22 protein-coding genes and 1 pseudogene are annotated in these 25,726 nt (G+C 62.9%); 18 read left to right on the top strand and 5 right to left on the bottom strand.

Translation table 11 applies throughout. The annotated features are described in order from the left end of the window. Positions 1-352 precede the first annotated feature (352 nt). Together JV551A3_RS23170 and JV551A3_RS23165 are read left to right on the top strand one after the other, a co-directional pair. Positions 353-469 (top strand): annotated as a pseudogene (locus JV551A3_RS23170) (glutamine synthetase family protein); the annotation flags it as partial. Between the two features lie 126 nt (positions 470-595). Then, positions 596-1,936, top strand: a complete 1,341-nt coding sequence (locus JV551A3_RS23165; protein WP_133974471.1) for an MFS transporter — start codon at positions 596-598, stop codon at positions 1,934-1,936. Positions 1,937-1,990: 54 nt separating this feature from the next. On the opposite strand, the gene JV551A3_RS23160 is transcribed toward JV551A3_RS23165, so the two are convergent. The 5 genes from JV551A3_RS23160 to flgA all read right to left on the bottom strand — a co-directional run bounded on the left by JV551A3_RS23160 (position 1,991) and on the right by flgA (position 5,229). Continuing rightward, positions 1,991-2,560 (bottom strand): hypothetical protein, encoded by a 570-nt coding sequence (locus tag JV551A3_RS23160; RefSeq protein WP_133974469.1) that lies wholly within the window; start codon positions 2,558-2,560, stop codon positions 1,991-1,993. Positions 2,561-2,656: 96 nt separating this feature from the next. Beyond that, positions 2,657-3,400 carry a flagellar brake protein gene (locus JV551A3_RS23155; protein ID WP_133974467.1) on the bottom strand — a complete coding sequence of 248 codons (744 nt, stop codon included), beginning with the start codon at positions 3,398-3,400 and terminating at the stop codon, positions 2,657-2,659. 79 nt (positions 3,401-3,479) lie between these two features. Continuing rightward, positions 3,480-3,947 (bottom strand): flagella synthesis protein FlgN, encoded by a 468-nt coding sequence (locus tag JV551A3_RS23150; protein WP_133974465.1) that lies wholly within the window; start codon positions 3,945-3,947, stop codon positions 3,480-3,482. A gap of 50 nt (positions 3,948-3,997) precedes the next feature. Continuing rightward, positions 3,998-4,312 (bottom strand): flagellar biosynthesis anti-sigma factor FlgM, encoded by a 315-nt coding sequence (gene flgM / locus JV551A3_RS23145; protein ID WP_112253117.1) that lies wholly within the window; start codon positions 4,310-4,312, stop codon positions 3,998-4,000. A 164-nt stretch (positions 4,313-4,476) separates the two neighbouring features. Further along, entirely contained in the window at positions 4,477-5,229 is a 753-nt protein-coding gene (gene flgA, locus JV551A3_RS23140; protein WP_133974462.1) for a flagellar basal body P-ring formation chaperone FlgA, read from the bottom strand. Positions 5,230-5,305: 76 nt separating this feature from the next. On the opposite strand from flgA, the gene JV551A3_RS23135 reads away from it, so the two are divergent. The 16 genes from JV551A3_RS23135 (at position 5,306) to JV551A3_RS23060 (ending at position 25,714) form a co-directional block, all read left to right on the top strand. After that, a complete protein-coding gene (locus JV551A3_RS23135) occupies positions 5,306-6,235 on the top strand; it encodes a chemotaxis protein CheV (protein ID WP_112253115.1) in 930 nt (309 codons plus the stop codon). Positions 6,236-6,286: 51 nt separating this feature from the next. Continuing rightward, complete coding sequence (gene cheR / locus JV551A3_RS23130; protein ID WP_015271244.1) at positions 6,287-7,114, top strand: protein-glutamate O-methyltransferase CheR; 828 nt, start codon at positions 6,287-6,289, stop codon at positions 7,112-7,114. A 370-nt stretch (positions 7,115-7,484) separates the two neighbouring features. Next, positions 7,485-7,895 (top strand): flagellar basal body rod protein FlgB, encoded by a 411-nt coding sequence (gene flgB, locus JV551A3_RS23125; protein ID WP_015271243.1) that lies wholly within the window; start codon positions 7,485-7,487, stop codon positions 7,893-7,895. 2 nt (positions 7,896-7,897) lie between these two features. Further along, positions 7,898-8,341 carry a flagellar basal body rod protein FlgC gene (flgC, locus tag JV551A3_RS23120; protein WP_003257260.1) on the top strand — a complete coding sequence of 148 codons (444 nt, stop codon included), beginning with the start codon at positions 7,898-7,900 and terminating at the stop codon, positions 8,339-8,341. A gap of 15 nt (positions 8,342-8,356) precedes the next feature. Next, positions 8,357-9,061, top strand: coding sequence for a flagellar hook assembly protein FlgD (gene flgD, locus JV551A3_RS23115; RefSeq protein ID WP_133974445.1), 705 nt, complete (start codon positions 8,357-8,359; stop codon positions 9,059-9,061). 31 nt (positions 9,062-9,092) lie between these two features. Next, positions 9,093-10,448 (top strand): flagellar hook protein FlgE, encoded by a 1,356-nt coding sequence (gene flgE / locus JV551A3_RS23110; protein ID WP_133974443.1) that lies wholly within the window; start codon positions 9,093-9,095, stop codon positions 10,446-10,448. Between the two features lie 72 nt (positions 10,449-10,520). Then, a complete protein-coding gene (locus JV551A3_RS23105; protein ID WP_039612679.1) occupies positions 10,521-10,706 on the top strand; it encodes a hypothetical protein in 186 nt (61 codons plus the stop codon). 341 nt (positions 10,707-11,047) lie between these two features. Beyond that, on the top strand, positions 11,048-11,788 hold the full coding sequence (gene flgF / locus JV551A3_RS23100) for a flagellar basal-body rod protein FlgF (protein WP_112253255.1): 741 nt from the start codon (positions 11,048-11,050) through the stop codon (positions 11,786-11,788). A gap of 48 nt (positions 11,789-11,836) precedes the next feature. Next, positions 11,837-12,622, top strand: coding sequence for a flagellar basal-body rod protein FlgG (flgG, locus tag JV551A3_RS23095; RefSeq protein WP_015271239.1), 786 nt, complete (start codon positions 11,837-11,839; stop codon positions 12,620-12,622). Between the two features lie 51 nt (positions 12,623-12,673). Beyond that, positions 12,674-13,369: a flagellar basal body L-ring protein FlgH gene (flgH, locus tag JV551A3_RS23090; RefSeq protein WP_015271238.1), complete on the top strand. Its 696-nt coding sequence runs from the start codon at positions 12,674-12,676 to the stop codon at positions 13,367-13,369. Positions 13,370-13,381: 12 nt separating this feature from the next. After that, positions 13,382-14,491 (top strand): flagellar basal body P-ring protein FlgI, encoded by a 1,110-nt coding sequence (locus JV551A3_RS23085; RefSeq protein WP_015271237.1) that lies wholly within the window; start codon positions 13,382-13,384, stop codon positions 14,489-14,491. Between the two features lie 11 nt (positions 14,492-14,502). Next, on the top strand, positions 14,503-15,657 hold the full coding sequence (gene flgJ / locus JV551A3_RS23080; protein WP_133974441.1) for a flagellar assembly peptidoglycan hydrolase FlgJ: 1,155 nt from the start codon (positions 14,503-14,505) through the stop codon (positions 15,655-15,657). A 12-nt stretch (positions 15,658-15,669) separates the two neighbouring features. After that, positions 15,670-17,700, top strand: coding sequence for a flagellar hook-associated protein FlgK (flgK, locus tag JV551A3_RS23075; RefSeq protein WP_133974439.1), 2,031 nt, complete (start codon positions 15,670-15,672; stop codon positions 17,698-17,700). A 13-nt stretch (positions 17,701-17,713) separates the two neighbouring features. Further along, positions 17,714-19,297 (top strand): flagellar hook-associated protein 3, encoded by a 1,584-nt coding sequence (locus JV551A3_RS23070; protein WP_133974437.1) that lies wholly within the window; start codon positions 17,714-17,716, stop codon positions 19,295-19,297. A gap of 76 nt (positions 19,298-19,373) precedes the next feature. Further along, entirely contained in the window at positions 19,374-22,943 is a 3,570-nt protein-coding gene (locus JV551A3_RS23065; RefSeq protein ID WP_133974435.1) for a glycosyltransferase, read from the top strand. A 53-nt stretch (positions 22,944-22,996) separates the two neighbouring features. After that, positions 22,997-25,714 (top strand): glycosyltransferase, encoded by a 2,718-nt coding sequence (locus JV551A3_RS23060; RefSeq protein ID WP_133974433.1) that lies wholly within the window; start codon positions 22,997-22,999, stop codon positions 25,712-25,714. The last annotated feature ends 12 nt before the right edge of the window (positions 25,715-25,726 follow it).

Raw genomic sequence — 25,726 nt, 5'->3', positions numbered from 1 at the left:
GTGGTGTCCAGGCGACATGCTTGGTCACGGCAAAATAGGCTCGCGTCAACGGGGCCCGTCAGATGGAACAGTTGCATCGGTTTATCTGCACTGCTTTGCTGACGGCACAAGCCTGATCACGACACGATCTGTACCGGACATCGCTGCACCGTATCGAGGAAGAAATTGCCGAACGGCCCGAAGTGATGGAGTGCTACCTGGGAATAGAAGTTGCCTGTACCGGCCTCTTCGCGGGTGAACCCGCTCCCACAGGTACTGCACCGTACTCGAAACCTGCGTTGTCTTTGTGGGAGCGGTCACCCGAGAAGAAACCGGTACAGGCAACACAGCGGGTGCTTGTCTCAGCTTGTAGGAACTGTTCGGCAGCGAGTTCATCGAAGGCTACATCGCCAGCAAGACCTTGGAGCTGACCGACTTCTTCGACGAGATCACCCCATGGGAGCGCCGGGTGCTGGCGGCACAGGCCTGATCGCGACACGACCGACACCGGACACGCCCCCGCACTGCTAAATTGCTGCCGGGGGCCTGCGCCAGGCGGTTTTTGCCCTTATGCTTCTAGCACCCCGCCACCTGACCAGGGAGCTTTACGGGACTTATGCGAAATATCTGGAAGCCGTTTCAGTCGTTGTATTTCGCCGCGCTGATGATGTTGATCGGTTCAGGCTTGCTCAGTACCTATCTGGCCCTGCGCCTGGCAGCCGATCATGTCGACAGCCTGTGGGTAGGCGCGTTGATGGCGGCCAACTACTTTGGCCTGGCGGTTGGCGGCAAGGTCGGCCACCGACTGATTGGCCGGGTGGGGCACATACGCGCCTATGCCACCTGCGCCGGCATCGTCGGTGCAGCGGTGCTCGGCCACGGCCTTACCAGCTGGCTGCCGGCCTGGGTCGGGCTGCGCATGATCGTCGGCCTGGGGATGATGTGCCAGTACATGGTCATCGAGAGCTGGCTCAACGAGCAGGCCGATGTGAAGCACCGCGGCGCGGTGTTCAGCGGCTACATGATTGCCTCGTACCTGGGGCTGGTGCTTGGCCAGTTGATCCTGGTGGTGCACCCGCAACTTGGCCTCGAGCTGCTGATGCTGGTCGCCATGTGCTTCACTCTGTGCCTGGTGCCGGTCGCGATGACCCGGCGCATTCACCCGGCGCCGTTGCGCCCGGCACCGATGGAGCCGAAGTTCTTTATCAAGCGCGTGCCGCAGTCGCTCAGCACGGTGCTTGGGTCGGGACTGATTGTCGGCTCGTTCTACGGCCTGGCGCCGTTGTACGCCTCCAGCCAGGGGATGACCACCGAGCAGATCGGTCTGTTCATGGGTAGCTGCATCTTTGCCGGCCTGCTGGTGCAGTGGCCGCTGGGCTGGTTGTCGGACCGCTATGACCGCGCGGTGCTGATCCGCAGCGTGGCGGTAGGCTTGGCGCTGGCGGCTGCGCCGTTGGCGATACTGCCCAGCGTGCCGCTGGAGTTGCTGTTCGGCATTGGTTTCCTGATTTCCTTGCTGCAGTTCTGCCTGTATCCGCTGGCGGTGGCGTTTTCCAATGACCACGTGGAAAGCGAGCGGCGGGTGTCGCTGACTGCAATGCTGTTGGTGACCTACGGCGTAGGCGCCTGTATCGGGCCATTGGCGGCTGGCGTGCTGATGAAGGTGCTGGGGCCGCAGATGCTGTATGCCTTCTTCGTGTTCTTTGCGCTGGTGCTGGTGTGGCGCATCCGGCCGAAAGCGGTTACCGGGCTGCACCAGGTGCAGGACGCGCCGTTGGGCCACGTGGCCATGCCGGCGGCCGGTTCGCCGTTGTCGGCGGCACTGGATCCACGGGTGGATGAGCAGACGGTGCAGGAGGTGATGCAGGCGCCGGTGGCAGCGGAGGACACTGAGGAAGAACCGTCATCAACCGAGCAGCAGGCTGAAGCCGATGCCGGCGTCAAGCAATCAGTATGATCCTTGCCCGCCGACCTGCAGCGCACTGTGGCAGGCGGCGGGCTTGGGGCCGGTTCAGCCAGCCTTTACGTTCTTCAAATGGAATGTGAGGATCTCGCCTTCTTTAGTTCCGGCATTCAGGAACCAGTAGTGCTTTTTGATGTATTCCCGGATGTAAGTCGACTTCGACAGTGCAACACGGTAGCCATTCTGGTCGCGCAAGTAGAACGGGACGCTTTCAACGCTTTGCAAGTCGCCATCCCAGGTGTCCAGGGTTTCAATTTTCCATTGGTCCTGGTTATCAACGAGATCTCCTAAGGCGTCAAAAGCTCCTAAGGCCCTGCCGAGGATGTGGGTTGCGTAAAGGCCCAGCCAACCGTTGCGGTTTTTTTTCATGCTGGCACCGAAGTATTCCCAGGTTTGCGCTCCGTATATGTTGTAGTGAACGCGGTCGCCGGTATTCTTGATGAAGCGAAAGGTGAAGGTCAGTGGCTTGAAACTGACGGTGTCTCCCCGCTGGTCCTCGGTGCACAACCAGCCATCCTGGTCGAGAGAAAACAGCGGGTGCACATAGACCGGCGTTTCGACAACCCCGATCTGTCCGTATTTGCAGTGCAGTTCAGCAGTGAAATCGCTTTGAATCATGATGTGTCCAGCTCCAGGTGACGGTGTTGTCAGGAGTGGACACCCTAAGGATTCGCGGTAGGCAGGCTCAGCGGGAAATGTTCCGTATGCGGGCGATCAGTAGTCGTCCTTGTCAAACCGCCGTGCTTCGCGCTGCAGCTGGTAGACGAAGCTTTCGATCTTGCGCTGCGCCTGGCCGCTGAGGTTGTGGAAGCGCACACCGGCGAAAGTGGTGTTGATGCGCTCTTCATAGTGCAGGTGGCGCAGCTCGACCATGGTGTCCACCAGGCCCAGTGGGTTGCCTGCCTTGAAACGCTCGTACACCTGGCCCAGTTGCATGCGATCCTCGACATTGCCTTCGAAGCGCAGTTTGCAGCCGGTGGCGGAGATGTCCAGCAGCTTGCCACGCAGGGCGCCGTTGCCCTTGAGGTGGGTGCCATCGAGGATGATATCGACCAGCTGCGACAGCTTCAACGCGGCGCGGAAGGCGTTGCGGCGCTGGTGGTAGGTCATCTCCAGCGGCAGGGCGCCGCGGTAGCAGCGGTTGCCATCGACTTCGCTGATCTTCAACTCGTGATTGCAGTCCCAGGCGATACGCACGCCATCGTGGAAGCCTTCGACGCGGAAGGGTTCGCCGTTCTCGATGAACTTCTCACCGTCGCGCGGGATCATCTCGTCCAGCGCCAAGGTGTTGCTTTCACGGTCCACGTGTACCACGTAGCTCTGGAAGCGCTGGCTGCGGTCGTGGAAGGTGATGATCAGGGGGTCGTGGCTTTCCTGCAGCTGCCGCAAGTTGGCCGCAATCTCCAAGGGAGTGCTCAGCACCTTTGGCGGCTGCGGGGCATCGGATTCATTGAACACGGCTTATCGTTCTCCAGGCAAAAGCGAAACACGCAATTAACGGCATTTTGCCAGTATGTTCCGTGCCTTGATAGAAAAATCACACTTGGCTGAGGGCCCGTGGCTTGGTCAGCGGCGAGGTGCTGCCGCGGCTGTCGTAGAGCGAGGGCGAATCGCCGCCCATGAGGATGCGGATCTGGTTGTCGGTGACATGTTGCTGCACCTGGATGATCCGGCCATTGGTCTCGTTGAGCTGCTGGCAGGCTTGCATCAACTGGCTGATCACGTCGAGTTGCTGCAGCAGTAGTTCGCCGTTTGGCGATTGTGCCGCAACGGCCTCCACCCCGGCGCGGTCGGCGCTCAGGCCAAGGCTGGTAAGCAGCTGGTTGCGCCGCAGGCCTTGCTGCTCCAGCAGTACGATCAAAGACTGCTTGCGGGCCAGGATGTTTTCCAGTGGCGCCATGTCGCGGCCATGCAGTGCAACGGCCTCCTTCTGCAGGAGATCGAGCAGTTCCTGCATCGGGGCAATGTCATCTTCGATCAGTTGCAGCAAGGTGGTGTCGTGCATGGCTAACTCTTGGCTTTATCTAGCGTCCGTGAAGCCAGCGCGCCGAACGGTCAGCGCTGGGCTTCGAAATCGAGCAGTTTGCTGGCGACCCGGCCGGCATCGACCTGGTAGCTGCCGTCGGCGATCGCCTGTTTCAACTGGGCCACACGGGCACTGTTGACTACCGGCTCGTCGCGCAGCTTGTCGCTGATCTTCTGCAACTGCTGGGCCTCTTGGCTGAGGTGTACCGCTTCTCCGCTGGCGCTGGTGGTGGTTGCCGCTTCCTGGCTGGCTGCCGGTTTTTCGGCGCTGCCGGACGCGGTGTTGCCGCGTACGCCGCCCGTGACGGACGGAGAGTTATTCAAACGACTGAAGTCGATGACCATGATCAGAAACCTCTGGGTATTTGGACGCTTGCCTTGTTTTCGGCCAACCCGAAAGAAACTTTAGGCACAAATGCACAGCCGCCTGTCAGCAAGCTCGCGAACCCGTTTTCTGACACAGTTTAGGAAAAGCGGTTCCTCACCGCCAGCGCAAATCAATGGGCTGGCTACATACTTACCTCGACCTGGCCGGGGCCGGTCACCCTGGCCTTGATCACCCGTTTGGAATTGAGGTTGCGGACCCGGATCTGTTCGCTCAGGCCGCCCTTGCTCAAGGCCTCGCCGGGCATGCGCACACTCAGGCTGCCACTGCGGGCGATGATCACCACGTGGTCGCCCTTGCGCACCACCTCGGCCTGTTCCAGGTGTTGCGGGGTGAGTACCTGGTCGATCACCGTCGGGCGCAGCATCTTCATGCCCACCGCCTGCTCCAGTTCGGTCAGAAAGCCTTGGCCCAGGGTGCCGACATCGCGCTCGCGCAGGGCCACGTCGCCTTCACCCACCACGTTGTCACGCTTGAGCGGCCGGGTCACCACCACCACGTCGCGGAACAGCCGCACGGTGGCCGGCACGAACACGGTCCATGGTGCCGTGCCCTCGCAGCGCACCTTTACCGTGACACGGCCCAATGGCTGGGCCGGGCTTTCCAGCGAGGCGTCCAGCTCCTGGCTGCACAGCGGCATGCGTAGGCGTGGGTCAAGCGGGTTGACCTGGATCTCGTAACGGCCGGCGGTCTGGGTGGTGGCCAGATAATCTTCGACGCTGAATTCAAGAAACCCTTGAGTGACACCGATAAGCTGTTCAGGCATGGTAAACGCGTTCGCCATCGTGCGAACGCCGGGCACCAGCAGGCACAGCATGGCCAGCGAGCCAGTCAGCAGGCGTGTCAATCGTCGGGAAAATGTCGTTTTCGTGTACATGGCGCTCAAAAAAGCAAAGCCCGTGCCGACTCGCTAACTGAGTTGCAACGAAAGGCTGAAACATAAGGAGTCTGGCATGGCAGGTGTTATGGATTCGGTCAACCAGCGCACGCAGCTGGTGGGGCAGAATCGCCTGGAATTGCTGCTGTTCCGCCTCAATGGCGAACAGCTTTACGGCATCAACGTATTCAAGGTCAGGGAAGTGCTGCAATGCCCTGCACTGACCCTGCTGCCCAAGGCGCACCCGGTTGTGCGCGGCGTTGCCAATATTCGCGGGGCGACCATCCCGATCCTCGATCTGTCGATGGCCACCGGGTTGCGGCCGCTGCAGGAAGACACGCGCAGCAGTTTCGTGATCATCACCGAGTACAACACCAAGACCCAAGGCTTCCTGGTGCATTCGGTGGAACGCATCGTCAACATGAACTGGGAAGAAATCCATCCGCCACCCAAGGGTACTGGCCGCGACCACTACCTGACTGCGGTCACTCGGGTGGACAACCGCATGGTCGAGATCATCGATGTGGAGAAGGTGCTGGCCGAAGTGGCGCCGTCGTCCGAGTCGGTGTCGGCCGGGGTGGTCGATGCCGAGGTGCAGGACAAGGCGGTGCTGCTGCGGGTGCTCACCGTCGACGATTCGTCGGTGGCGCGCAAGCAGGTCAGCCGCTGCCTGCAGACCGTGGGGGTCGAGGTGGTGGCGCTCAATGACGGCCGTCAGGCCCTGGAATACCTGCGCAAGCTGGTGGACGAGGGCAAGAAGCCGGAAGAAGAGTTCCTGATGATGATCTCGGACATTGAAATGCCGGAGATGGACGGCTATACGCTTACAGCCGAGATCCGCAGTGATCCGCGCATGCAAAAGCTGCATATCTGCCTGCATACTTCGCTGTCCGGGGTATTCAACCAGGCAATGGTCAAGAAGGTCGGTGCTGATGACTTCCTGGCCAAGTTCAAGCCGGACGACCTCGCCCAGCGAGTGGTCGACCGGATCAAGGCAACGCATTGAAGCCGCCGGGGGCTGGCCCCCGGCACCAGTGATTGAAAAGAGGCGGCAGTAGTGTCTACGGGTAATTTGGATTTCGAACAGTTCCGGGTGTTCCTGGAGAAAGCCTGTGGCATCCTGCTGGGCGAGAATAAGCAGTACCTGGTTTCCAGCCGTCTCAACAAGCTGATGGAGCAACAGGGCATCAAGAGCCTGGGCGAGCTGGTGCAGCGTATCCAGGCCCAGCCGCGCGGCGGCTTGCGCGAGCAGGTGGTCGATGCCATGACCACCAACGAGACCCTGTGGTTTCGCGATACCTACCCGTTCGAGGTGTTGAAGAACAAGGTCATCCCCGAGTTCATCCGCAACAACCCCGGCCAGCGCCTGCGCATGTGGTCGGCGGCCTGTTCGTCGGGGCAGGAGCCGTATTCCATCTCGATGGCCATCGACGAGTTCGAGCGCAGCAACCTCGGCCAGTTGAAGATGGGCGCACAGATCGTTGCCACCGACCTGTCGGGCACCATGCTGACCAACTGCAAGACCGGCGAGTACGACAGCCTGGCGATTGCCCGTGGCTTGTCGCAGGAGCGCCTGCAGCGCTACTTCGACACCAAGGGGCCGGGGCGCTGGGCGGTCAAGCCGGCGATTCGCAGCCGCGTCGAGTTCCGCTCGTTCAACCTCCTCGACAGCTATGCCAGCCTGGGCAAGTTCGATGTGGTGTTCTGCCGCAACGTGCTGATCTATTTCTCGGCGCAGGTGAAGAAGGACATCCTGTTGCGTATCCACAGTACCTTGAAGCCGGGCGGGTATCTGTTCCTCGGGGCTTCCGAAGCGCTGAACGGGTTGCCGGACCATTACCAGATGGTGCAGTGCAGCCCGGGGATCATCTACCAGGCGAAGTAAGTACAAAGGCCGGCAGCGCAAGTTGCCGGCCTTTTTGTTTGCCTGGGGTGGCCTTTTCGCGGGTAAACCCGCTCCCACAGGTATGGCGTCGCCTTCGAGAACTGTGCACAACCCTGTGGGAGCGGGTTTACCCGCGAAGAGGCCCCCACAGACAACAGACACTGACGTCAATTTTTTGTTTTGCCGCTTTTGCCGCCCGGCAATTGCCGCTTTCGCCGCCCAAGGCGGAAGGCCTTTGCCGCTTTTCTGGCATCACTCTGACAGCACCTCGCCCTGCAGCCCCGTATTTCCTGGCTTTCTAATGGTTGGCACAGCCCTTGCTATATCTTGCCCAACGATATTCCGGTCAACCTCCGAAGGTTTCCCCGACATGAGCATCAGCTTCGACAAGGCGCTTGGTATTCACGAAAAGGCGCTGGGCTTCCGCGCCCAGCGTGCCGAAGTGCTGGCCAACAACATCGCCAACGCCGACACGCCCAACTACAAGGCGCGCGACATGGACTTCGCCTCGGTGCTCGCTGCCGAAAGCGACAAGCAGCAGAGCGGCGGCCGTTTCAGCCTCGATCGTACCAACAGCCGCCATATCGAGGCCGAGGGCCTGGCCATGGCCGACGATACCCTCAAGTACCGCACGCCAACGCAGCCGTCGATCGACCAGAACACCGTGGACGCGCAGATCGAGCAATCGAACTACACCGAAAACGCCGTCGGCTTCCAGGCCAGCTTCACCTTGCTCAACAGTAAATTCAAAGGGCTGGTATCGGCCCTGCGGGGAGAATGATCATGTCCCTTTCCAGTGTCTTCAACATTGCCGGTAGCGGCATGAGTGCGCAGAACACGCGCCTGAACACCGTTGCTTCCAACATCGCCAACGCCGAGACCGTGTCCTCGAGCATCGACCAGACCTACCGTGCCCGCCACCCGGTATTCGCCACCACCTTCCAGGATGCGCAGGCCGGCGGCAGCCAGTCGCTGTTCGAAGACCAGGGCGAGGCAGGGCAGGGCGTGCAGGTAAAAGGCATCGTCGAGGACCAGAGCAACCTGGAAGCCCGCTACGAGCCCAACCACCCGGCGGCGAACAAGGACGGCTACGTCTACTACCCGAACGTCAACGTGGTCGAGGAGATGGCTGACATGATCTCCGCCAGCCGCGCGTTCCAGACCAACGCCGAGCTGATGAACACGGCCAAGGCCATGATGCAGAAGGTCCTGACCCTCGGTCAGTGATAAGGAAACCAGACCATGGCAATCGATACTACCGGCGTTAACCTCAATGAAGTGCTCACGGCTTCCGGTGTGGGTACACCCACGAAAAAGGCCGTCGACACTGCATCCAAGACCGGCAACGACTCGCTCGGCAAGGACGCTTTCCTGCAGTTGCTGGTCACCCAGATGCAGCACCAGAACCCGCTGGACCCGCAGGACAACGGCGAGTTCGTTGCCCAGTTGGCACAGTTCAGCAGCCTGGAAGGCATCACCTCGTTGAACGAATCGGTCAACGCCATTACCGGCTCCATGGCCTCGTCCCAGGCCTTGCAGGCGTCGTCGCTGGTCGGGCGCTCGGTGGTGGTGCAGAACGACAAGGCGGTGGTCGATACCGCCGAAAGCTTCAATGCGCAGTTCGTGGTGCCACAAGCCATCGGCGAAGCGAAGATCACCATCAAGGACAAGGACGGCAATACCGTCAAGACCATCGAACTGGGCGAGCAGAAAGCCGGTTACGCCGATTTCATCTGGGACGGTACCAACAACAGCGGCGAGAAAGTCGACCCTGGCACCTATACCTTCACCGCCAGCACCACGGTAGATGGCAAGTCGGTGCAGATGAACACGCTGCTGCCAGCCAAGGTGACCAGCGTCAGCTTCAGCGCCGCCGGCGAAATGGTGCTCAACCTTGCCGGTGTCGGCAAAGTGTCCCTCTCCGACGTGCAAACCATCGGTATCTAAGGCCCGCTAGTGCGGCAAAAGGAGCGAATTCATGTCTTTCAATATCGGCCTTAGCGGTCTGTACGCAGCAAACAAACAGCTGGATGTCACCGGCAACAACATCGCCAACGTCAACACCAACGGCTTCAAGTCGTCGCGTGCAGAGTTCGCCGATGTCTATGCAGGCTCCAACCGCCTGGGCGTGGGCAAGAACCAGGTGGGTAACGGTGTGCGCCTGGCAGCCGTTTCCCAGCAGTTCACCCAGGGTGACGTCAACACCACCGGCAACGTGCTGGACATGGGCATCCAGGGCCAGGGCTTCTTCGTGCTGTCCGATAACGGCTCGCGCGTGTACACCCGTGCGGGTGCTTTCCAGGCCAGCAAGGACAACTTCGTGGTGACCTCGGACGGCCTGCGCCTGCAGGGCTATGCCGCCGACTCGACTGGCAAGATCCAGAAGGGCGTGCTGACCGATCTGCAGATCGATACGTCTTCGCTGCAGCCAAAGGCAACATCGCTGATCGACCAGGGCATCAACCTGAATTCTTCGGCCGCCGACATCCCGCTGGAAGTCGACGATGGCAGTGGTGCGATGGTGCCGAACCTGCCGTTCGATCCTTCCGACCAGACGACGTACACCAAGTCGTTCCCGACCAAGGTCTACGACAGTCAGGGCAACGAGCACACCATGGAGCAGTTCTATCGCAAGACCGGCACCAATGAGTGGACCATGTACACCCTGGTGGACGGGCGCAACCCGTTCGACCCGGCCTCCACTGTGCCGCTGACCGGCACCATCAGTTTCAACAGCGATGGTTCGGTCAGCAGCATGACGGCCGATAACACCGGGCACCCGGCGGGTGCTTCGTTCACGGTGAACAACAACACCTTCACCATGACCGGCTGGGTGCCGGCGGTGGAAGACTCCGCGGGTAACTGGGCGTCGAATGGCGCAGCTGGCAACGCCGATGGCATGCGCCTGGCAATGAACAGCACCACCTCCTACAACACCGAGACCGCGCGCATGTCGCAGTCCCAGGATGGTTATGCCACCGGTATTCTGTCGAGCCTGAGCATCGACTCGACGGGCGTGCTGTTCGCCAGCTTCAGCAACCAGCAATCCCGCGCCATTGGTCAGGTGGCCCTGGCCAGCTTCGCCAACGAGCAGGGCTTGCAGCAGATCGGTGGTACCCGCTGGACGGAAACCTACACCTCCGGCATTCCGGGCATCGATGCGCCGAAGACCGGTACCCTGGGCAGCGTCGAGTCCAACGCGCTGGAAGGCTCGAACGTGAACCTGACGCAAGAGTTGGTCGAGCTGATCAAGGCGCAGAGCAACTACCAGGCGAACGCCAAGACCATCTCCACCGAAAGCACCATCATGCAGACCATCATTCAGATGACCTGATGATTGCTGGTTGAGCGTGTGTGGACGAACCCCTTTGTCGTGAAGGGGTTCGTCGTGTTTGCAGGAGGCGTCATGAAACGGCTGGTTGTCACATTGGTCGCTGCTTTTTGCCTGTACCAGGCCCAGGCCGGTACTGCGCCCTGGTGGCGTTGGGAAAGCCAGGTGGATGGGCGCCTGGTCTGCTCGCAATGGCCGCCGGGGGATGGCTGGAAGAAGTTTGCCGGCCCCTACAGCAATGGCGGTTGCCGCGAGCCTTGATGAGGCCGGTGCCGGCCCTTTCGCGGGTAAACCCGCTCCCACAGGAATTGCAAAGGTCTTGAGTTCGGCGATGCCCTTTTGGGGGCAACTGTCTTGCTCGATTTCTAAAAGCTGGCGCGATGCCCTTGTGGGAGCGGGTTCACCCGCGAAGAGGCCGGCCCAGGTTTGCCGCCATCGGCAAGCAGGCGCCGGATAACCGGCGTTCAACACACCGGCGGCACCTTCGAAAGCCCGTATCCACGGGCTTTTTCACGATTTCGGAAAGTTGGTTCGGAACTTGCTTCAGAGCCATTACAGCAACGGCGAGCGGCAAACGATCGCCAGTGCAGCGGAGGATGACTGTGGACAAGATGCTTTACGTGGCCATGACCGGTGCCAGCCAGAATGCGCTGGCGCAGAAGGCGCACGCCAACAACCTGGCGAACATTTCCACCAATGGTTTCCAGCGAGACCTCGAGCAGGCCCGCTCGATGCCGGTGTTCGGCGACAGCTTTCCGTCGCGCGCCTTTGCCATGACCGAGCGCCCGGCCACCGACTTCAGCGAAGGTCCGATGGTGGAAACCGGCCGTGACCTGGATGTGACGGTGACAGGCAAAGGCTTCATCGCCGTGCAGGCACCGGATGGCAGTGAAGCCTATGTACGTACCGGCAGCCTGAATATCGACGCCCTCGGTGTGCTGCGTGCCGGCAACGGCATGCCGGTGCTCGGCAACGGTGGCCCCATTGCGATTCCGCCAGAGCAGAAGGTCGAGGTCGGTGCCGACGGCACCATCAGCATCCGCTCCATGGGCGAAGACCCACGGGTGATGGCCGAGGTCGACCGCATCAAGCTGGTCAACCCTGATACCAAAGGCCTGACCAAGGGCCTGGATGGCCTGATCCATACCCGCGATGGCCAGCCGGCTGACGCCGACGTCAACGTACGGGTGGTGTCGGGCTTCCTGGAAGGCAGCAATGTCAACGCCGTGGAAGAAATGACCTCGGTGCTGGCGCTGTCCCGTCAATTCGAACTGCACGTGAAGATGATGAACGCGGCCAAGGAAGGCGACGAAGCCATGGCGCGTGTTTTGCAAATCGGCTAACCACATTTGAACGCGTGCCGTAATTCAGGCGCACGAGGAGAACATTAAATGCTTCCGGCTCTTTGGGTCGCTAAAACCGGCCTGTCCGCCCAGGACACCAACCTGACGGTCATCTCCAACAACCTGGCCAACGTCTCGACCACCGGCTTCAAGCGTGATCGCGCCGAGTTTCAGGACCTGCTGTACCAGATCAAACGCCAGCCAGGCGCGCAGTCCACCCAGGACAGCGAGCTGCCTTCCGGCCTGCAGGTCGGTACCGGTGTGCGCATTGTCGGCACGCAGAAGAACTTCCAGACCGGCAGCCTGCAAACCACGGAAAACCCGCTGGACATGGCAGTCAACGGGCGTGGCTTCTTCCAGGTGCTGCAGCCGGATGGCACCGTCTCGTACACCCGTGACGGTACCTTCCACCTGAACTCCGACGGCCAGATCGTCACCGCCAACGGCTTCGCCCTGGAGCCTGCCATCGTCGTGCCGAACGACGCGCAGACCTTTACCGTCGGCCAGGACGGCACCGTCTCGATCACCACCGCCGGCAACCCGGCAGCGCAGGTGATCGGCAACATCCAGACCGCCGACTTCATCAACCCGGCCGGCCTGCAGGCGATCGGCGACAACCTGTTCCTCGAGACCGCCGCCAGTGGCGCGCCGCAAGTCGGCACCCCAGGCCTGAACGGTTTCGGCACCACCCTGCAGCAGACCCTGGAAAACTCCAACGTCAGCACCGTGGAAGAACTGGTGAACATGATCACCACCCAGCGTGCCTACGAGATGAACTCCAAGGTCATCTCTACCGCCGACCAGATGCTGTCGTTCGTTACTCAACAGCTCTAAGGCCGACAGCTCCAAGCCCAGTCACCCTGTTGCACCCGTGAGGTAAGCGTCATGAATCGTCTGTTGTCCGTTTTCGCCCTGGGGGGGGCGGTGTTGCTGGCAGGTTGCGTCGCACCGACGCCCAAGCCCAACGACCCGTACTACGCGCCGGTCCTGCCGCGCACCCCGTTGCCGGCAGCGGCCAACAACGGTTCGATCTACCAGGCCGGTTTCGAGCAGAACCTGTACAGCGACCGCAAGGCGTTCCGGGTGGGTGACATCATCACCATCACCCTCAACGAGCGCACCTCGGCCAGCAAGAACGCCGGTTCGCAGATCCAGAAGAACAGCAACGCCAACATCGGCCTGACGTCATTGTTCGGCACCACGCCGAACACCAACAACCCGTTCGGCAGCGGTGATCTGTCGCTGGAGGCCGGCTACAGCGGCGAGCGCGCCACCAAGGGTGACAGCAAGGCAACCCAGGGCAACACCCTGACCGGTTCCATCACCGTGACCGTGGCCGAAGTGCTGCCCAACGGCATCATCGCCGTACGTGGCGAGAAGTGGCTGACCCTGAACACCGGCGAAGAGCTGGTGCGCATCGCCGGCATGATCCGCGCCGACGACATCGCCACCGACAACACCGTGCCGTCCACCCGTGTGGCCGACGCGCGCATCACCTATTCCGGTACCGGCTCGTTTGCCGATGCCAGCCAGCCCGGGTGGCTGGACCGCTTCTTCATCAGCCCGCTTTGGCCTTTCTGAGTACGGATGACCATGTTCAACGTGAGGCAGCTGATTGCCGCAACCCTGCTCCTGTCCTGTGCCTTCGGCGCCCAGGCCGAGCGCTTGAAGGATATCGCCAGCATTTCTGGCGTGCGCTCCAACCAGCTGATCGGTTACGGCCTGGTGGTGGGGCTCAATGGCACGGGTGACCAGACAACCCAGACGCCATTCACCCTGCAGACCTTCAACAACATGCTGTCGCAGTTCGGCATCAAGGTGCCGGCCGGCTCCGGCAACGTGCAGCTGAAAAACGTTGCAGCAGTGTCGGTGCATGCCGACCTGCCGGCGTTCGCCAAGCCAGGCCAGGTGGTGGACATTACCGTGTCCTCTATCGGTAACTCCAAGAGCCTGCGCGGCGGCAGCCTGTTGATGACCCCGCTCAAGGGTATTGATGGCAACGTCTATGCAGTGGCCCAGGGCAACCTGGTGGTCGGCGGTTTCGATGCCGAGGGCCGTGACGGTTCGAAGATCACCGTCAACGTTCCGTCGGCCGGTCGTATCCCTGGGGGTGCTACCGTCGAGCGTGCAGTGCCGAGCGGCTTCAACCAGGGCAACAGCCTGACCCTGAACCTAAACCGCCCCGACTTCACCACCGCCAAGCGCATCGTCGACAAGGTCAACGACCTGCTCGGCCCAGGCGTGGCCCAGGCCGTTGACGGCGGTTCGGTACGGGTCACCGCGCCGATGGACCCGAGCCAGCGCGTGGACTACCTGTCGATCCTCGAGAACCTCGAAATCGACCCGGGCCAGGCGGTCGCCAAGGTCATCATCAACTCGCGTACCGGCACCATCGTCATCGGCCAGAACGTCAAGGTGTCGCCGGCCGCGGTGACCCACGGCAGCCTGACCGTGACCATTACCGAAGACCCGATCGTCAGCCAGCCGGGGCCGTTCTCCAATGGCCAGACCGCCGTGGTGCCACGCTCGCGGGTAAATGCCGAGCAGGAAGCCAAGCCGATGTTCAAGTTCGGCCCGGGCACCACGCTGGATGAAATTGTCCGCGCGGTGAACCAGGTGGGCGCAGCGCCCAGCGACCTGATGGCCATCCTCGAAGCCCTGAAACAGGCCGGCGCCTTGCAAGCCGACCTGATCGTGATCTGAGGACGGCGCGGATGAACAGCAAGAGCCTGGTTTCCGGCAGCGCCGACAGCGGTGCCTACACCGACCTCAACCGCCTGAGCTCGCTCAAGCATGGCGACCGCGACAGCGACGCCAACGTACGCAAGGTAGCCCAGGAGTTCGAATCGCTGTTCATCAGCGAAATGCTCAAGGCCTCGCGCAAGGCCAGTGATGTGCTGGCCGACGACAACCCGATGAACACCGAAACGGTGAAGCAGTACCGCGACATGTACGACCAGCAGCTGGCCGTGAGCATGTCCCGCGAGGGCGGTGGTATCGGCCTGCAGGACGTGCTGGTTCGCCAGTTGTCGAAGAACAAGAGCGCGCCGGCCAACACCAGCCCGTTTCCGCGTACCGAGGGCCATGCCCCGACGCTGTGGGGCAACAAGGTGGCCGAGCCTGTGCATGCCGCGCAGTCGACCACCACCCGCAACGACGTCGCCGCGCTCAATTCGCGCCGCCTGGCGCTGCCAAGCAAGCTCACCGACCGCCTGGTGGCCGGTATCGTGCCGTCGGCGGCCAGCACCAATACCGCAGCCGTGCCAGCCCGTGACGGCCAGCAAGTGGCCAAGGCCTTCGCCGTGCCGGACAACGGCCTGCGCATCCTCGGGCGCGCCGTGGCCCAGCCACCGCTGGCGCCGAAAAAAGCCTTTGCCGACAGCGACGAGTTCGTCGCCACCATGCTGCCGATGGCCGAGCAGGCAGCCAAGCGCATCGGTATCGACCCACGCTACCTGGTGGCGCAGGCCGCCCTGGAAACCGGTTGGGGCAAGTCGGTCATGCGCAACACCGATGGCAGCAGCAGCCACAACCTGTTCGGCATCAAGGCGACCGGCAACTGGGAAGGCGGCGAGGCGCGGGCGATCACCAGCGAGTTCCGTGATGGCCAGTTCGTCAAGGAGACGGCGGCGTTCCGCTCCTACGATTCCTACCAGGACAGCTTCCACGACCTAGTCAGCCTGTTACAGAACAATTCGCGCTATCAAGATGCGGTGAAGGCCGCCGATAAACCGGAACAGTTCGTGCAAGAGTTGCAAAAGGCCGGGTACGCCACCGACCCGAATTACGCCAGCAAGATCTCGCAGATCGCAAGACAGATGAAGTCGTACGAGCACTACGCAATGCTCGATACCGCAACGAAACTTTAAGGGCATGGAACCATGGCGAGTCTGATCAACATTGGTATGTCGGGGCTTGGCGCCGCGCAATCGGGGATGTACACCCTCGGCAACAACATCGCCAACGCTGATGTCGAAAGCTACTCGCGCCAGCAGAACGTGCAGAAGACCAAGGGCGGGCAGCAAGTCGGCCAGGTGTTCATCGGCAGCGGTACCACCCTGGCTGACGTGCGCCGGGTGTACAACGCGTTCCTCGAGAACCAGCTGCGCAGCACTACCTCGCTGAGCAGCGATGCCAGCTCGTACCTGAACCAGATCACGCCGCTGGATACCGCCCTGTCGAGCAGCGACACCGGTATCACTGCTGCACTGAAAAGCTTCTTCAGCGCCATGCAGGATGCTGCGGCCAAGCCGACCGAAGACGCCTCGCGCCAACTGCTGCTGACCAGCGCGCAGTCTCTGGCCAAGCGCTTCAACACCCTGTCGGCGCAGCTCAACCAGCAGAACAGCGACATCAATGCCAACATGGCGTCGATGGCTGATCAGGTGAACAACCTGACCAAGACCATCGCTGAGCTCAACGACCAGATTTCCCGCGTCAGCTCCATCTCCGGCCAGCCCAATGACCTGCTCGACCAGCGCGATGGAGCAGTGCGTGAGCTGAGCAAACTGATCGGCACCGATGTGGTGGAGCGTGAAGGCAACTACGACATCTACCTGAAGAACGGCCAGGCCCTGGTGCTGGGCAAGACCACCCAGACCCTGGGTGTGGAGCCGAGCGCGACCGACCCGACCCGCATGAGCCTGATCCTCAATCGCGGCTCGACCAAGATGGACATCACCAGCAGCGCCAGCGGTGGCGAGCTGGGCGGCTTGATCCGTTACCGCAAGGAAACCCTCGACCCCGCGCTCAACGAGCTCGGCCGCGTGGCCCTGGTGGTGGCGGATGCGATCAACAGCCAGCTGGCCCAAGGCATCGACAAGAACGGTGAGTTCGGTGCCACCCTGTTCGGTGACATCAACAGCGCCGCGGCCATCAGCCAGCGCAGTATCGCCAAGACCGGCAACAGCGCCGGCTCTGGCAACCTCGATGTGACCATCAAGGACTCCGGCAAGCTGAGCACCAGCGACTATCAGGTGACTTTCACCAGCGCCACTGGCTACAGCGTGCGCAAGCTGCCTGAGGGCACCGACATGGGCAGCTTCGACCTCAGCGACACGCCGCCTCCGGTGATCGACGGCTTCACCCTGTCGCTCAATGGCGGTGGCCTGAGTGCTGGCGACAGCTTCAAGATCACCCCCACCCGCAATGCGGCCGCAGGCATCGACACTGTGCTAACCGACCCAAAGCGCCTGGCCTTGGCTTCGCCGCTGAGCGCCACCAGTGGTTCGGGCAACAAGGGCACCGGGGTGATCACCCAGCCGACGCTGACCTCGGAAATGGACATCTACGATGCCGCCCAGCGTTCGCAACTGCAGACGGGCCTGAAGTATTCGACCCCGGTAAAACTGGTGTTCGGCGATGACACCAGCTCGCCCCAGGCCTACAAGATGTACGACGCCAAGGGTACCGAAATCGGCAGTGGCACCATCGTGCCGGGCCAGGAAAACAAGCTGCAACTGTCGGTGCCGATGGTCGATGGCAGCGGTAATCCGCTGGGTGGCAACTTCACCTTCGAGATGAGCGTTTCCGGCGCGCCGAAAAATGGCGACAGCTATACCGTGGCGCTGGCCGGCGCAGGCTCGGCGGACAACCGCAACGCCCAGTCGGTGATCGACCTGCAGACCAAGTCCACGGTCGAGGTGGGTGCCGACGGCAAGGGCATCAGCTTGACCGACGCCTATGCCAAGCTGGTCTCCAACGTTGGCGGCAAGGCCGGGCAGGCACAGATGGACAGTGATGCCACCACGGCGTTGCATACCTCTGCACTGGACAGCCGCAATGGCCTGTCGGGCGTGTCGATCGATGAAGAGACCGGCAACCTGATCAAGTTCCAGCAGTACTACACCGCGTCGTCGCAGATCATCAAGGCGGCCCAGGAAACCTTCGCCACCCTGATCAACAGTCTTTAAGGAGCCGTAGATCGTGAGCGTACGCATCTCTACTTCGCAGTTCTACAACACCAACAGCGCCAACTATCAGAACAACTTTGCCAAGGCGGTGAAGACCCAGCAGGAGGCCAGTGATGGCATCCGCGTGCGCTCTGGCAAGGACGACCCGGTGGGGGCGGCTCGCCTGCTGCAGCTGGAGCAGCAGCAGAACATGCTCAAGCAGTACAGCGGCAACATCGTCAATGTGCGCAACGCCCTGGGCACTGCCGAGAGCACCCTGAACTCCATCGGTGCCATCCTGCAGCGGGTCAACGAGCTGGCGGTGAGCTCCGGCAACGGCTCGATGACCGATGCCGATCGCAAGGCCAATGCCGATGAACTGGCGTCGCTGGAAGACCAGCTGTTCTCGTTGATGAACAGCAAGGACGAGAACGGCAAGTACATTTTCTCCGGTTCCAAGGGCGATACCCCGCCTTACGCGCGCAATGCCGATGGCACCTACAGCTACCAGGGCGACCAGGGCAAGCTCAACCTGCAGGTGGGTGACATGCTCAGCCTGGCCGCCAACGAGACCGGTTACGATGCCTTCGAGCAGGCGCTGAACACCAGTCGCAGCCAGACCAGCCTGACCGCGCCGGCCACCGATGATGGCCGTGTCAGCCTGTCCAACGGCCAGGTTTCCGGTAACAGTCTGTACAACGATCGCTTCCGCAGCGGCGAGCCGTACAGCATCGAATTCCTCAGCAGCACCGAATACAAGATCACCGATGCCGCTGGCAACGACGTCACCCTCGAAGCCAGCCAGGGCGGCAAGTTCGACCCCAATGGCGACAACACCAGCATCAGCTTCCGCGGTGTCGATCTGCGCCTGGACATCACCTTCAAGGATGGTGACAAGGGCAACGAAGATGCAGCGATCGCAGGGCATACCTTCAGCCTCAGTTCCAAGGCCGACGAGGTGTCCGGCACCCGCAGCCCGGGCAACACCTCGTCCGAGCAGGTGACTGGTGCGACCATTACCGACCCGGCGGCCTACAAGGCAGCCTTCCCGGCCGGTGGTGCGGTGCTGAAATTCACCGGCACCAGCACCTTCGAGCTGTATGCCGCGCCAATCACCGCCGACAGCCGCCCGGTGGCATCGGGTGCACTGGGTGGGCCGGGCGGCACCACCGCCACCGCGGCAGGGGTCAGCTTCGAGCTGTCTGGCGCACCGAATACCGGGGACTCGTTCGCGGTCAAGGTCGATACCCACCAGACCCAGAACGTCCTCGACACCATCGGCAAGCTGCGCACCGCCCTGACCAGCCCGGTGGATAACGACCCGGTGGCCCGGCAAAACTTCCTTGCCTCGCTGGATTCCGCCATTGGTAACATCGCCAGCGCCACCAATCAGGTGTCGTCGTCGGTCAGTGCGATTGGTGGCCGTGGCCAGGCGCTGGATGTGCAGGCCGAAACCAACGAGGCGCTGAGCACCGAGAACACCAAGACCCAGAGCTCGATCCGTGAAAGCGATCCGGCTGAAGTGATGCTGCGCCTGCAGATGCAGACCAACATGCTGCAGGCTTCGTTGCAGGCCTATGCCAAGGTCGCCAGCTTGTCGTTGGTCAACTACATCTGATTTCACCCCTCTCGCGTCACCTGGCATGTGCCAGCCCATTCGGTGCTGGCCACGCCACCTCTTCAAGGTCTTCGCCGTGAATCAACAGACCCTCGTCAGCATCGCCATCCCCGCCTTCAACCCCGAGTTCTTCCGCGCCACCTTGCTCAGCGCGCTCAACCAGGATTACCCGGCGCTGGACGTGCTGGTGTGCGATGACAGCCGGGGGGCGGAGATCCAGCGCATCGTCGACGAGGTGGTGGGCGAGACCGGCAAGCCGGTGCGCTATGTGCGCAACCCGCAGACCCTGGGGTTTGCCGGCAACCTGCTGGCGTGCCTGGAGCATGCCCAAGGGCCGTTGATCAAGTTTTTGTGTGACGACGACCGCCTGTTCCCCGACTGTGTCAGCCTACAGGCAGAGGTCATGCAGCAGCATGCCGATGTCAGCATGACCATCTGCCAGCGCATGCTGTGCGCCGCCGATGACGCCTTGTTGCCGCCGCGCATGCTCAATGCGGTGATGTGCCCGGAAGATGCGGTGGTCAAAGGCAGTGACCTGCTCGAGGCACTGGAAACCAATGCGCCCAACCTGTTCGGCGGGCTGAGCCATGCCTTGCTGCGCCGTGATTGGGTGGCCGAGTTTCTGCCGGCGCTGGTGCAGGAGGGCGGCTTTGTCGCGCGCCTGGACATGGCGCTGTACATCTGCCTGATGCGCCGCGGCAACCTTGGCCACCTGTCACGCTTTCTGAGCATGGAACGCCTGCATCCCGGGCGCCTGAGCCACCAGGCGAGCATGACCATGGCGTTCCCCGTGGAAACCGACTGGATCAAGGCGATGCTGGCCGCGCGCAGCAGCGAGCCCGCGCCGGCCAGTGGCTGGGTGCGGTATCTGCCGCTTGAGCGTTACCACGGCGAGCAGGATGCGCAGTGGGACGAGTACGAACTCAACCGGCTATACGGCGCCCAGCAGGCGCGCCAGGCGCAGCAGGTCGGTACTGACTGCCTGTCGTTCGACGAGGTGTATGCCCAGTGGCTGGAGTGCCGGGACCTGTCGGCGGCGCAGCTCAAGGCGTTGCCCAAGCGCTTCGAACGCTGGGGTCGGCAACCGCGCATCGTCCCGGTGATCTGGGCCGAGGCGGGAGAGGAGCTGGCCTTGCGTGCCACCCTCGGCAGCCTCGCCGCGCAGTCCTATGGCGCTGCCAGCACCTGGCTGCTGGCACCTGCGATGCTGGAGCTGGCTGACGCTGTCGGGGTCGAGCGCATGCTCGTGCAGGGCAATGGCCTGGCCCAGGTGCAGGCGCGTCTGGCGCGTGCCAATGATGTCGACTGGGTCTTGCTGCTGCGCGCTGGCGACCGCCTGGTGCCCCATGCGCTGGCGATCATGGGCGAGCGCATGGCCGTGCGCGAACGGGCCTGTATCTATGTCGACGAAGGCAGCCATGACACCCTGCGCCCGACCACGCCGATCTTCAAGCCAGACTTCAACCTCGACCTGATGCGCAGCCTGCCCTATGTCGGGCGCGTACTGGCATTCAATTGTGCGGCACTGCGCGAAGTCGGCGGCTTTGACCCGGACTTCGACACGCTCGCGCCCCACGACGCGCTCTGGCGCCTGGCCGAAAGCCGGGGCCTGCAGGCCATCGAACACATCGATGAACTGCTGGTGCACTGCCAATGGGACTTCGGCCAATGGCTGCATGACCCACGCTGTGTACAACAGGCGCCACGCGTGGTGAGGGCCCATCTGCAGCGTCTGGGGGTCGATGCCGAGGTGCTCGGTGCCGAAGGCCTGTCACTGTGCCGGGTGCTGTACCAGCACCCGCTGCAAGCCATGGTTTCGATCCTGGTCACGCTGGGTGACGACCTGGGCGCGGCCATGCGTTGCGTCGAGTCGCTGTTCGAACACACCCGTTATGGCCATTTCGAGGTGCTGCTGGTCGCCTCGCCAGATACCCCGAGCGACCTGCGCCAATGGCTGCAGGCCATGCAGGGCCTGGGCAGCGATCAGCTGCGCGTGGTCGAGGTTGCCGGCGGCAGCCAGGTGGCACAGTTGAACCAGGCCAGCGAGGCGGCTCGCGGCGACTACCTGTTGTTGCTCGACAGCGCCTGCGTGGCCTTCGACAAGCCCTGGCTGGAGCAGTTGATGGCCCAGGCCCAGCGCCCCGAGGTCGGCGTGGTCGCGCCCAAGCTGTGTACCCAAAGCGGCGAGATCTTTGCCGCCGGGCTGGTGCTGGGGCTGCATGGCGGTGTCAACAGCCCGTTCGTCGGCATGCCGGCGGACAGCGGCGGCTACATGCTGCGGCTCAATGCCGTGCAGAACTGGAGTGCGCTGAGCCTGGATTGCCTGCTGGTGCGCCGCGATCTGTTCGCCACGCTGGGCGGTTTCGATGTGCAGGGGCTTCAAGGCGGGCTGCAGGACGCCGACCTGTGCCTGCGCATCCGCGAACAAGGCTACCTGGCGGTGTGGACACCGCATGCGGTACTGGTCCGCTTCGCGTCGACCCGCGATGTGCCGGCCGACAGCCAGCGCAAGCTGCTGGACAAGGACATCTTCCATGAACGCTGGTTGGCCAAGGTGGCCCGCGACCCGGCCTACAACCGCAACCTGAGCCTGAAAATGGCCAGTTTCAACCTCGATGCCGGGCAACGTCGTGGCTGGGACCCGTTCATCAGCCGGGTACTGCCGTCAGTGCTGGCGCTGCCGATCAACACCTCGGCGGTCGGGCACTACCGGGTGGCCCAGCCGTTTACCGAGCTGGAGCGCGCTGGCTGGATCCAGGGGCGGCTCGATTTCAGTACCCCCGAGATGATCGAGATCGAGCGGGAGCATCCCGATGTGATGATCTTGCAGTGCCGCTATACGATCAACTCGATCGAGGAAATGACGCGCTTCAAGCGCCTGTCGAACGCCCGGCGCATCTACGAAATCGACGATTACATCATCGATGTGCCGAAGAAGAACGCCCATGCGCGGAACATGCCGGCCAACATGCGCGAGTTGGTCACCCAGGGTATCGCCCTGTGTGATCGGGTGGTGGTGTCGACCCAACCGCTGGCCGACGCCTTGTCGGGCATGCACCAGGATATCCGCGTGGTCCCCAACATGCTCGCCGCAACGCTATGGGCCGGGCTTGCCAGCGAACGGCAGAGCAGTGCGCGGCCGCGCGTGGGCTGGGCGGGGGGCACCAGCCACCGGGGCGATCTGGAGCTGCTGCTGGAGGTCATCCGGGAACTGGCCGACGAAGTCGACTGGGTGTTCTTCGGCATGTGCCCGGATGCCTTGCGGCCCTACGTGAAGGAATTCCATAAAGGCGTACCGCTGGCGTTGTACCCGCAGAAGCTGGCCAGCCTCAACCTCGACCTGGCCCTGGCACCGCTCGAACAGAACCTGTTCAACGACTGCAAGAGCAACCTGCGCCTGCTCGAGTACGGCGCCTGCGGCTTCCCGGTGATCTGCACCGATACCAAGGCCTATGACGGCTATCTGCCGTGCACGCGGGTGCGCAACAACACCACCGAACAGTGGCTGGAGGCGATCCGCATGCACCTGGCCGACCCCGCGGCCAGCTACCGCCAGGGCGACGCCCTGCGCGAAGCGGTACTGCGTGACTACGTGCTGATGCCGCACCACCTGCAACAGTGGGCCAACGCCTGGCTGGCGGACTGAAACCTGGCGCCTGCCCTGGCGGGCACCAGACCAACAACATGAACAGGTGCCCTATGGCCGAAACCGCAATCGGGTCGCACAACCCAGTGACCGTCGTCCTGCTTGGGCATGAACAGCCCGACCATCGTGCCCGTGCTGTCTATTACTATCGCCAGGCTGGCATCCCCTGCCTGGCCCTGGAACCGCTGCAGGCGGGCACCTCGGGTGAGCAGTGCAGCGCGCGCCTGGCGGCCGCCTTGCGACAGGTCGCCACGCCGTTCGTGACCTTGGCCCTGGATGCCGATTTCGTGTTGCCCTCTGCCCTGCAGCAGGCCGCCGCATGCCTGCATGCGCAGCCCGAGGCTCAGGGTGCCCAAGGCTATGCGCTGGCCTATGCGCCGGGTAACGCGCAGATGGCCTACCACAAGATCGGCTCGGCTTTCGAGGCTGCAGCCGATAGCAGTGCGCGCGCACGCCTGCGCCAGTACGCCGTGGCCGGGCAGCCGGCCTGGCGCGCGGTGCTGCGGGTCGGGGCGCTGCAGGCGCTGCTCGGCACCTTGCCGGACGAGCTGGACTTCGCTGCCTGGCGCGTGGCCCTGTCTTATGCCCTGGTCGCCAGCGGCGACATCGCGCAGCTGGCGCAGACCGATGTGATCTGCGAGTTCGCGCCGAGCACGCTGAGCGCCGTGGCCCGCGATGAGCAGTTGACCCGTACCGTGCGCCTGTTGCGCGAATGGAATGGCGAGCTGAGTAATGACGATGCCGGTTTTGCCGTGCTCAATCGCTTCGTGCGCGCGACCTACGACCAGGGCGAAGCGCCGTTGCTGTTCACCTCGCCATGGGGCACGGTGATCGGTGAGCCAGAGCGCATCTTCGAGCCGCGCCAGTATGTCGAATTGCCTTACTACAACGGCGCGCTGTTCGAGTGCCTGACCGCACTGGAGTTCCTCTGCCATGCCTGGCCAACCGGGCAAGCCCATCGTCAGGTGTTGGAGGGCACCTGGGTGCGCCAGCGCGAATTGTTGCAGGTGCACCCCAACGACACCGCCGAAACCTTGCAGCAGCGTTACTGGAAAGCGTTGGCATTGGGCCTGTTCAACCTGGAGGTCTGCCGGCGCCTGGTGCCGACCCTCATCGGCAAGGACGATGGCGAGCGCGCCCGCGAGCTGGGCGACTGGCTCGCGCGTCTGGAGGCGGTACCCGGTATCGATGGCGACGGCTGGTTGCGCGGTACGGTTTCCGGGCAGGTGCTCGAAGCGCTGGCTGCTGCCACACCGGACAAGGCCACGCAACAGCGGCTGCTGGCACCGCTGAACAAGCGCCCGGGCGCGCCGGTCACCTTCGTGGTGACTGACCTGGCCGACGACGACCTGGCCCTGCAGGCTACCTTCGACAGCCTGCTGGCCAGCGGGCTACGGCAGTTCAAGCTGGTGGTGCTCAAGGGTGGCAAGCCGCCGGCGATCACCACCGCACGCGATACCCTGCATTTCGTGCAGGTCAACGAAAGCAACTGGGTCACGCACCTCAACCAGCAAGTACGCCAACTGAGCAGCGACTGGCTGATGTTGCTGGAGGCGGGCGATACCCTGGTCAGCGGTGGCTTGCTGCGCCTGCAGCAGGAGCTGGCCGAGGCTTCCGGCTGCCAGGCGGTGTGTGCCAACGAGGTGCAGCGTGACAGCGAGGGCCGTCTGCATGGCGTGGTTCGCCCAGGCAGCAACCTCGATCTGTTGCGTGCGCAGCCAGGGCTGATGTCGCGGCACTGGTGTCTGCGCCGGCAAACCGTGGTGGAACTGGGCGGTTTCAGCGAAACCTGCCGCCATGCGCTGGAGTTCGACTTGCTGTTGCGTCTGGTGGAGCAGCATGGACAGGGTGGCCTGGCGCACATGGACGAATACCTGGTCGTGGGCAACCAGGCGACACCGGCGCTGCAGGCCGATGCCGTACAGACGCTCAAGCGACACCTGACCCTGCTGGGTTACCGTGGTGAGGTGCACGATCAGGGCGAGGCTGGCCTGGTGGTAGACTTCCGCCATTCGGCCACCCCGCTGGTGAGCATCCTGGTGGCTGCCGAAGGTGATGTGCAGCGTTTGCAGGCCTGCCTGACCAGTGTTCTGCAGCGCACCCGCTACCCACGCTACGAGCTGCGGGTGGCCTGCAATGCCGAACAGGCCGAAGCCACTGCTGCCGCGTTGCAAGGGTTCGGCCAGCGGGTTGTGCTGCTGGCGGGTGCGGCGAGCGGGCGTGAGGCGTTGCTCAACCTGGCGGCGGAACAGGCCGCCGGTGAATACCTGCTGCTGCTCGCCGAGCACTGTGAAGTGATTTCACCCGCCTGGATCGAAGGCTTGCTCAACGAGGGCCTCAGGCCCGAAGTCGGGGTCGTCGGCGCCCGCCTGCTGGCGCGCGACGGCACGGTCGTGCATGCCGGCTTCGACCTGTTGCAGGGGCCGACGCTGCACCAGCCGTGGCAGGGCCTGTCGCTGGCGGACTGCAGCAAGGCGCGCTGGCCAGCGTCGGTGCGCAACTGCGCAGCGGTCTCTGCCGACTGCATGTTGCTGCGCCGTGATCTGTTTGACCATTGCGGTGGCCTGCAGCCGTTGCCGGCGTTTGACCTGGATGTCTGCCTGGCGGCAGCGGCGGCGGGACTGTTGGTGGCCTGGACGCCCGTGGCCCAGCTGTTCGACGACGCACCGCAGGTAGCCGACCAGGCGGCCTGCGAAGCGCTGCAGGCGCGTTGGCCGTCTGCTTTCAGCGGCCAGTGGGCGAGTGATGCCTTGAGCCCGTCGCGCGCTTAGGTGCGTGAGAAT

This window comes from Pseudomonas inefficax (genome assembly GCF_900277125.1).
GTDB classification, from domain to species: domain Bacteria; phylum Pseudomonadota; class Gammaproteobacteria; order Pseudomonadales; family Pseudomonadaceae; genus Aquipseudomonas; species Aquipseudomonas inefficax.
The sequence above is the reverse complement of the archived record's forward strand: the minus strand, read 5'-3'. Positions and strand labels throughout refer to the sequence as shown.

What these genes read in the sequence shown, in the direction of transcription:
- JV551A3_RS23165 (WP_133974471.1), top strand. Translation starts at nt 596, where the DNA reads ATGCGAAATATCTGGAAGCCGTTTCAGTCGTTGTATTTCGCCGCGCTG.
- JV551A3_RS23160 (WP_133974469.1), bottom strand. Translation starts at nt 2,560, where the DNA reads ATGATTCAAAGCGATTTCACTGCTGAACTGCACTGCAAATACGGACAG.
- JV551A3_RS23150 (WP_133974465.1), bottom strand. Translation starts at nt 3,947, where the DNA reads ATGCACGACACCACCTTGCTGCAACTGATCGAAGATGACATTGCCCCG.
- flgM (WP_112253117.1), bottom strand. Translation starts at nt 4,312, where the DNA reads ATGGTCATCGACTTCAGTCGTTTGAATAACTCTCCGTCCGTCACGGGC.
- flgA (WP_133974462.1), bottom strand. Translation starts at nt 5,229, where the DNA reads ATGTACACGAAAACGACATTTTCCCGACGATTGACACGCCTGCTGACT.
- JV551A3_RS23135 (WP_112253115.1), top strand. Translation starts at nt 5,306, where the DNA reads ATGGCAGGTGTTATGGATTCGGTCAACCAGCGCACGCAGCTGGTGGGG.
- flgB (WP_015271243.1), top strand. Translation starts at nt 7,485, where the DNA reads ATGAGCATCAGCTTCGACAAGGCGCTTGGTATTCACGAAAAGGCGCTG.
- flgC (WP_003257260.1), top strand. Translation starts at nt 7,898, where the DNA reads ATGTCCCTTTCCAGTGTCTTCAACATTGCCGGTAGCGGCATGAGTGCG.
- flgD (WP_133974445.1), top strand. Translation starts at nt 8,357, where the DNA reads ATGGCAATCGATACTACCGGCGTTAACCTCAATGAAGTGCTCACGGCT.
- flgE (WP_133974443.1), top strand. Translation starts at nt 9,093, where the DNA reads ATGTCTTTCAATATCGGCCTTAGCGGTCTGTACGCAGCAAACAAACAG.
- JV551A3_RS23105 (WP_039612679.1), top strand. Translation starts at nt 10,521, where the DNA reads ATGAAACGGCTGGTTGTCACATTGGTCGCTGCTTTTTGCCTGTACCAG.
- flgG (WP_015271239.1), top strand. Translation starts at nt 11,837, where the DNA reads ATGCTTCCGGCTCTTTGGGTCGCTAAAACCGGCCTGTCCGCCCAGGAC.
- flgH (WP_015271238.1), top strand. Translation starts at nt 12,674, where the DNA reads ATGAATCGTCTGTTGTCCGTTTTCGCCCTGGGGGGGGCGGTGTTGCTG.
- JV551A3_RS23085 (WP_015271237.1), top strand. Translation starts at nt 13,382, where the DNA reads ATGTTCAACGTGAGGCAGCTGATTGCCGCAACCCTGCTCCTGTCCTGT.
- flgJ (WP_133974441.1), top strand. Translation starts at nt 14,503, where the DNA reads ATGAACAGCAAGAGCCTGGTTTCCGGCAGCGCCGACAGCGGTGCCTAC.
- flgK (WP_133974439.1), top strand. Translation starts at nt 15,670, where the DNA reads ATGGCGAGTCTGATCAACATTGGTATGTCGGGGCTTGGCGCCGCGCAA.
- JV551A3_RS23060 (WP_133974433.1), top strand. Translation starts at nt 22,997, where the DNA reads ATGGCCGAAACCGCAATCGGGTCGCACAACCCAGTGACCGTCGTCCTG.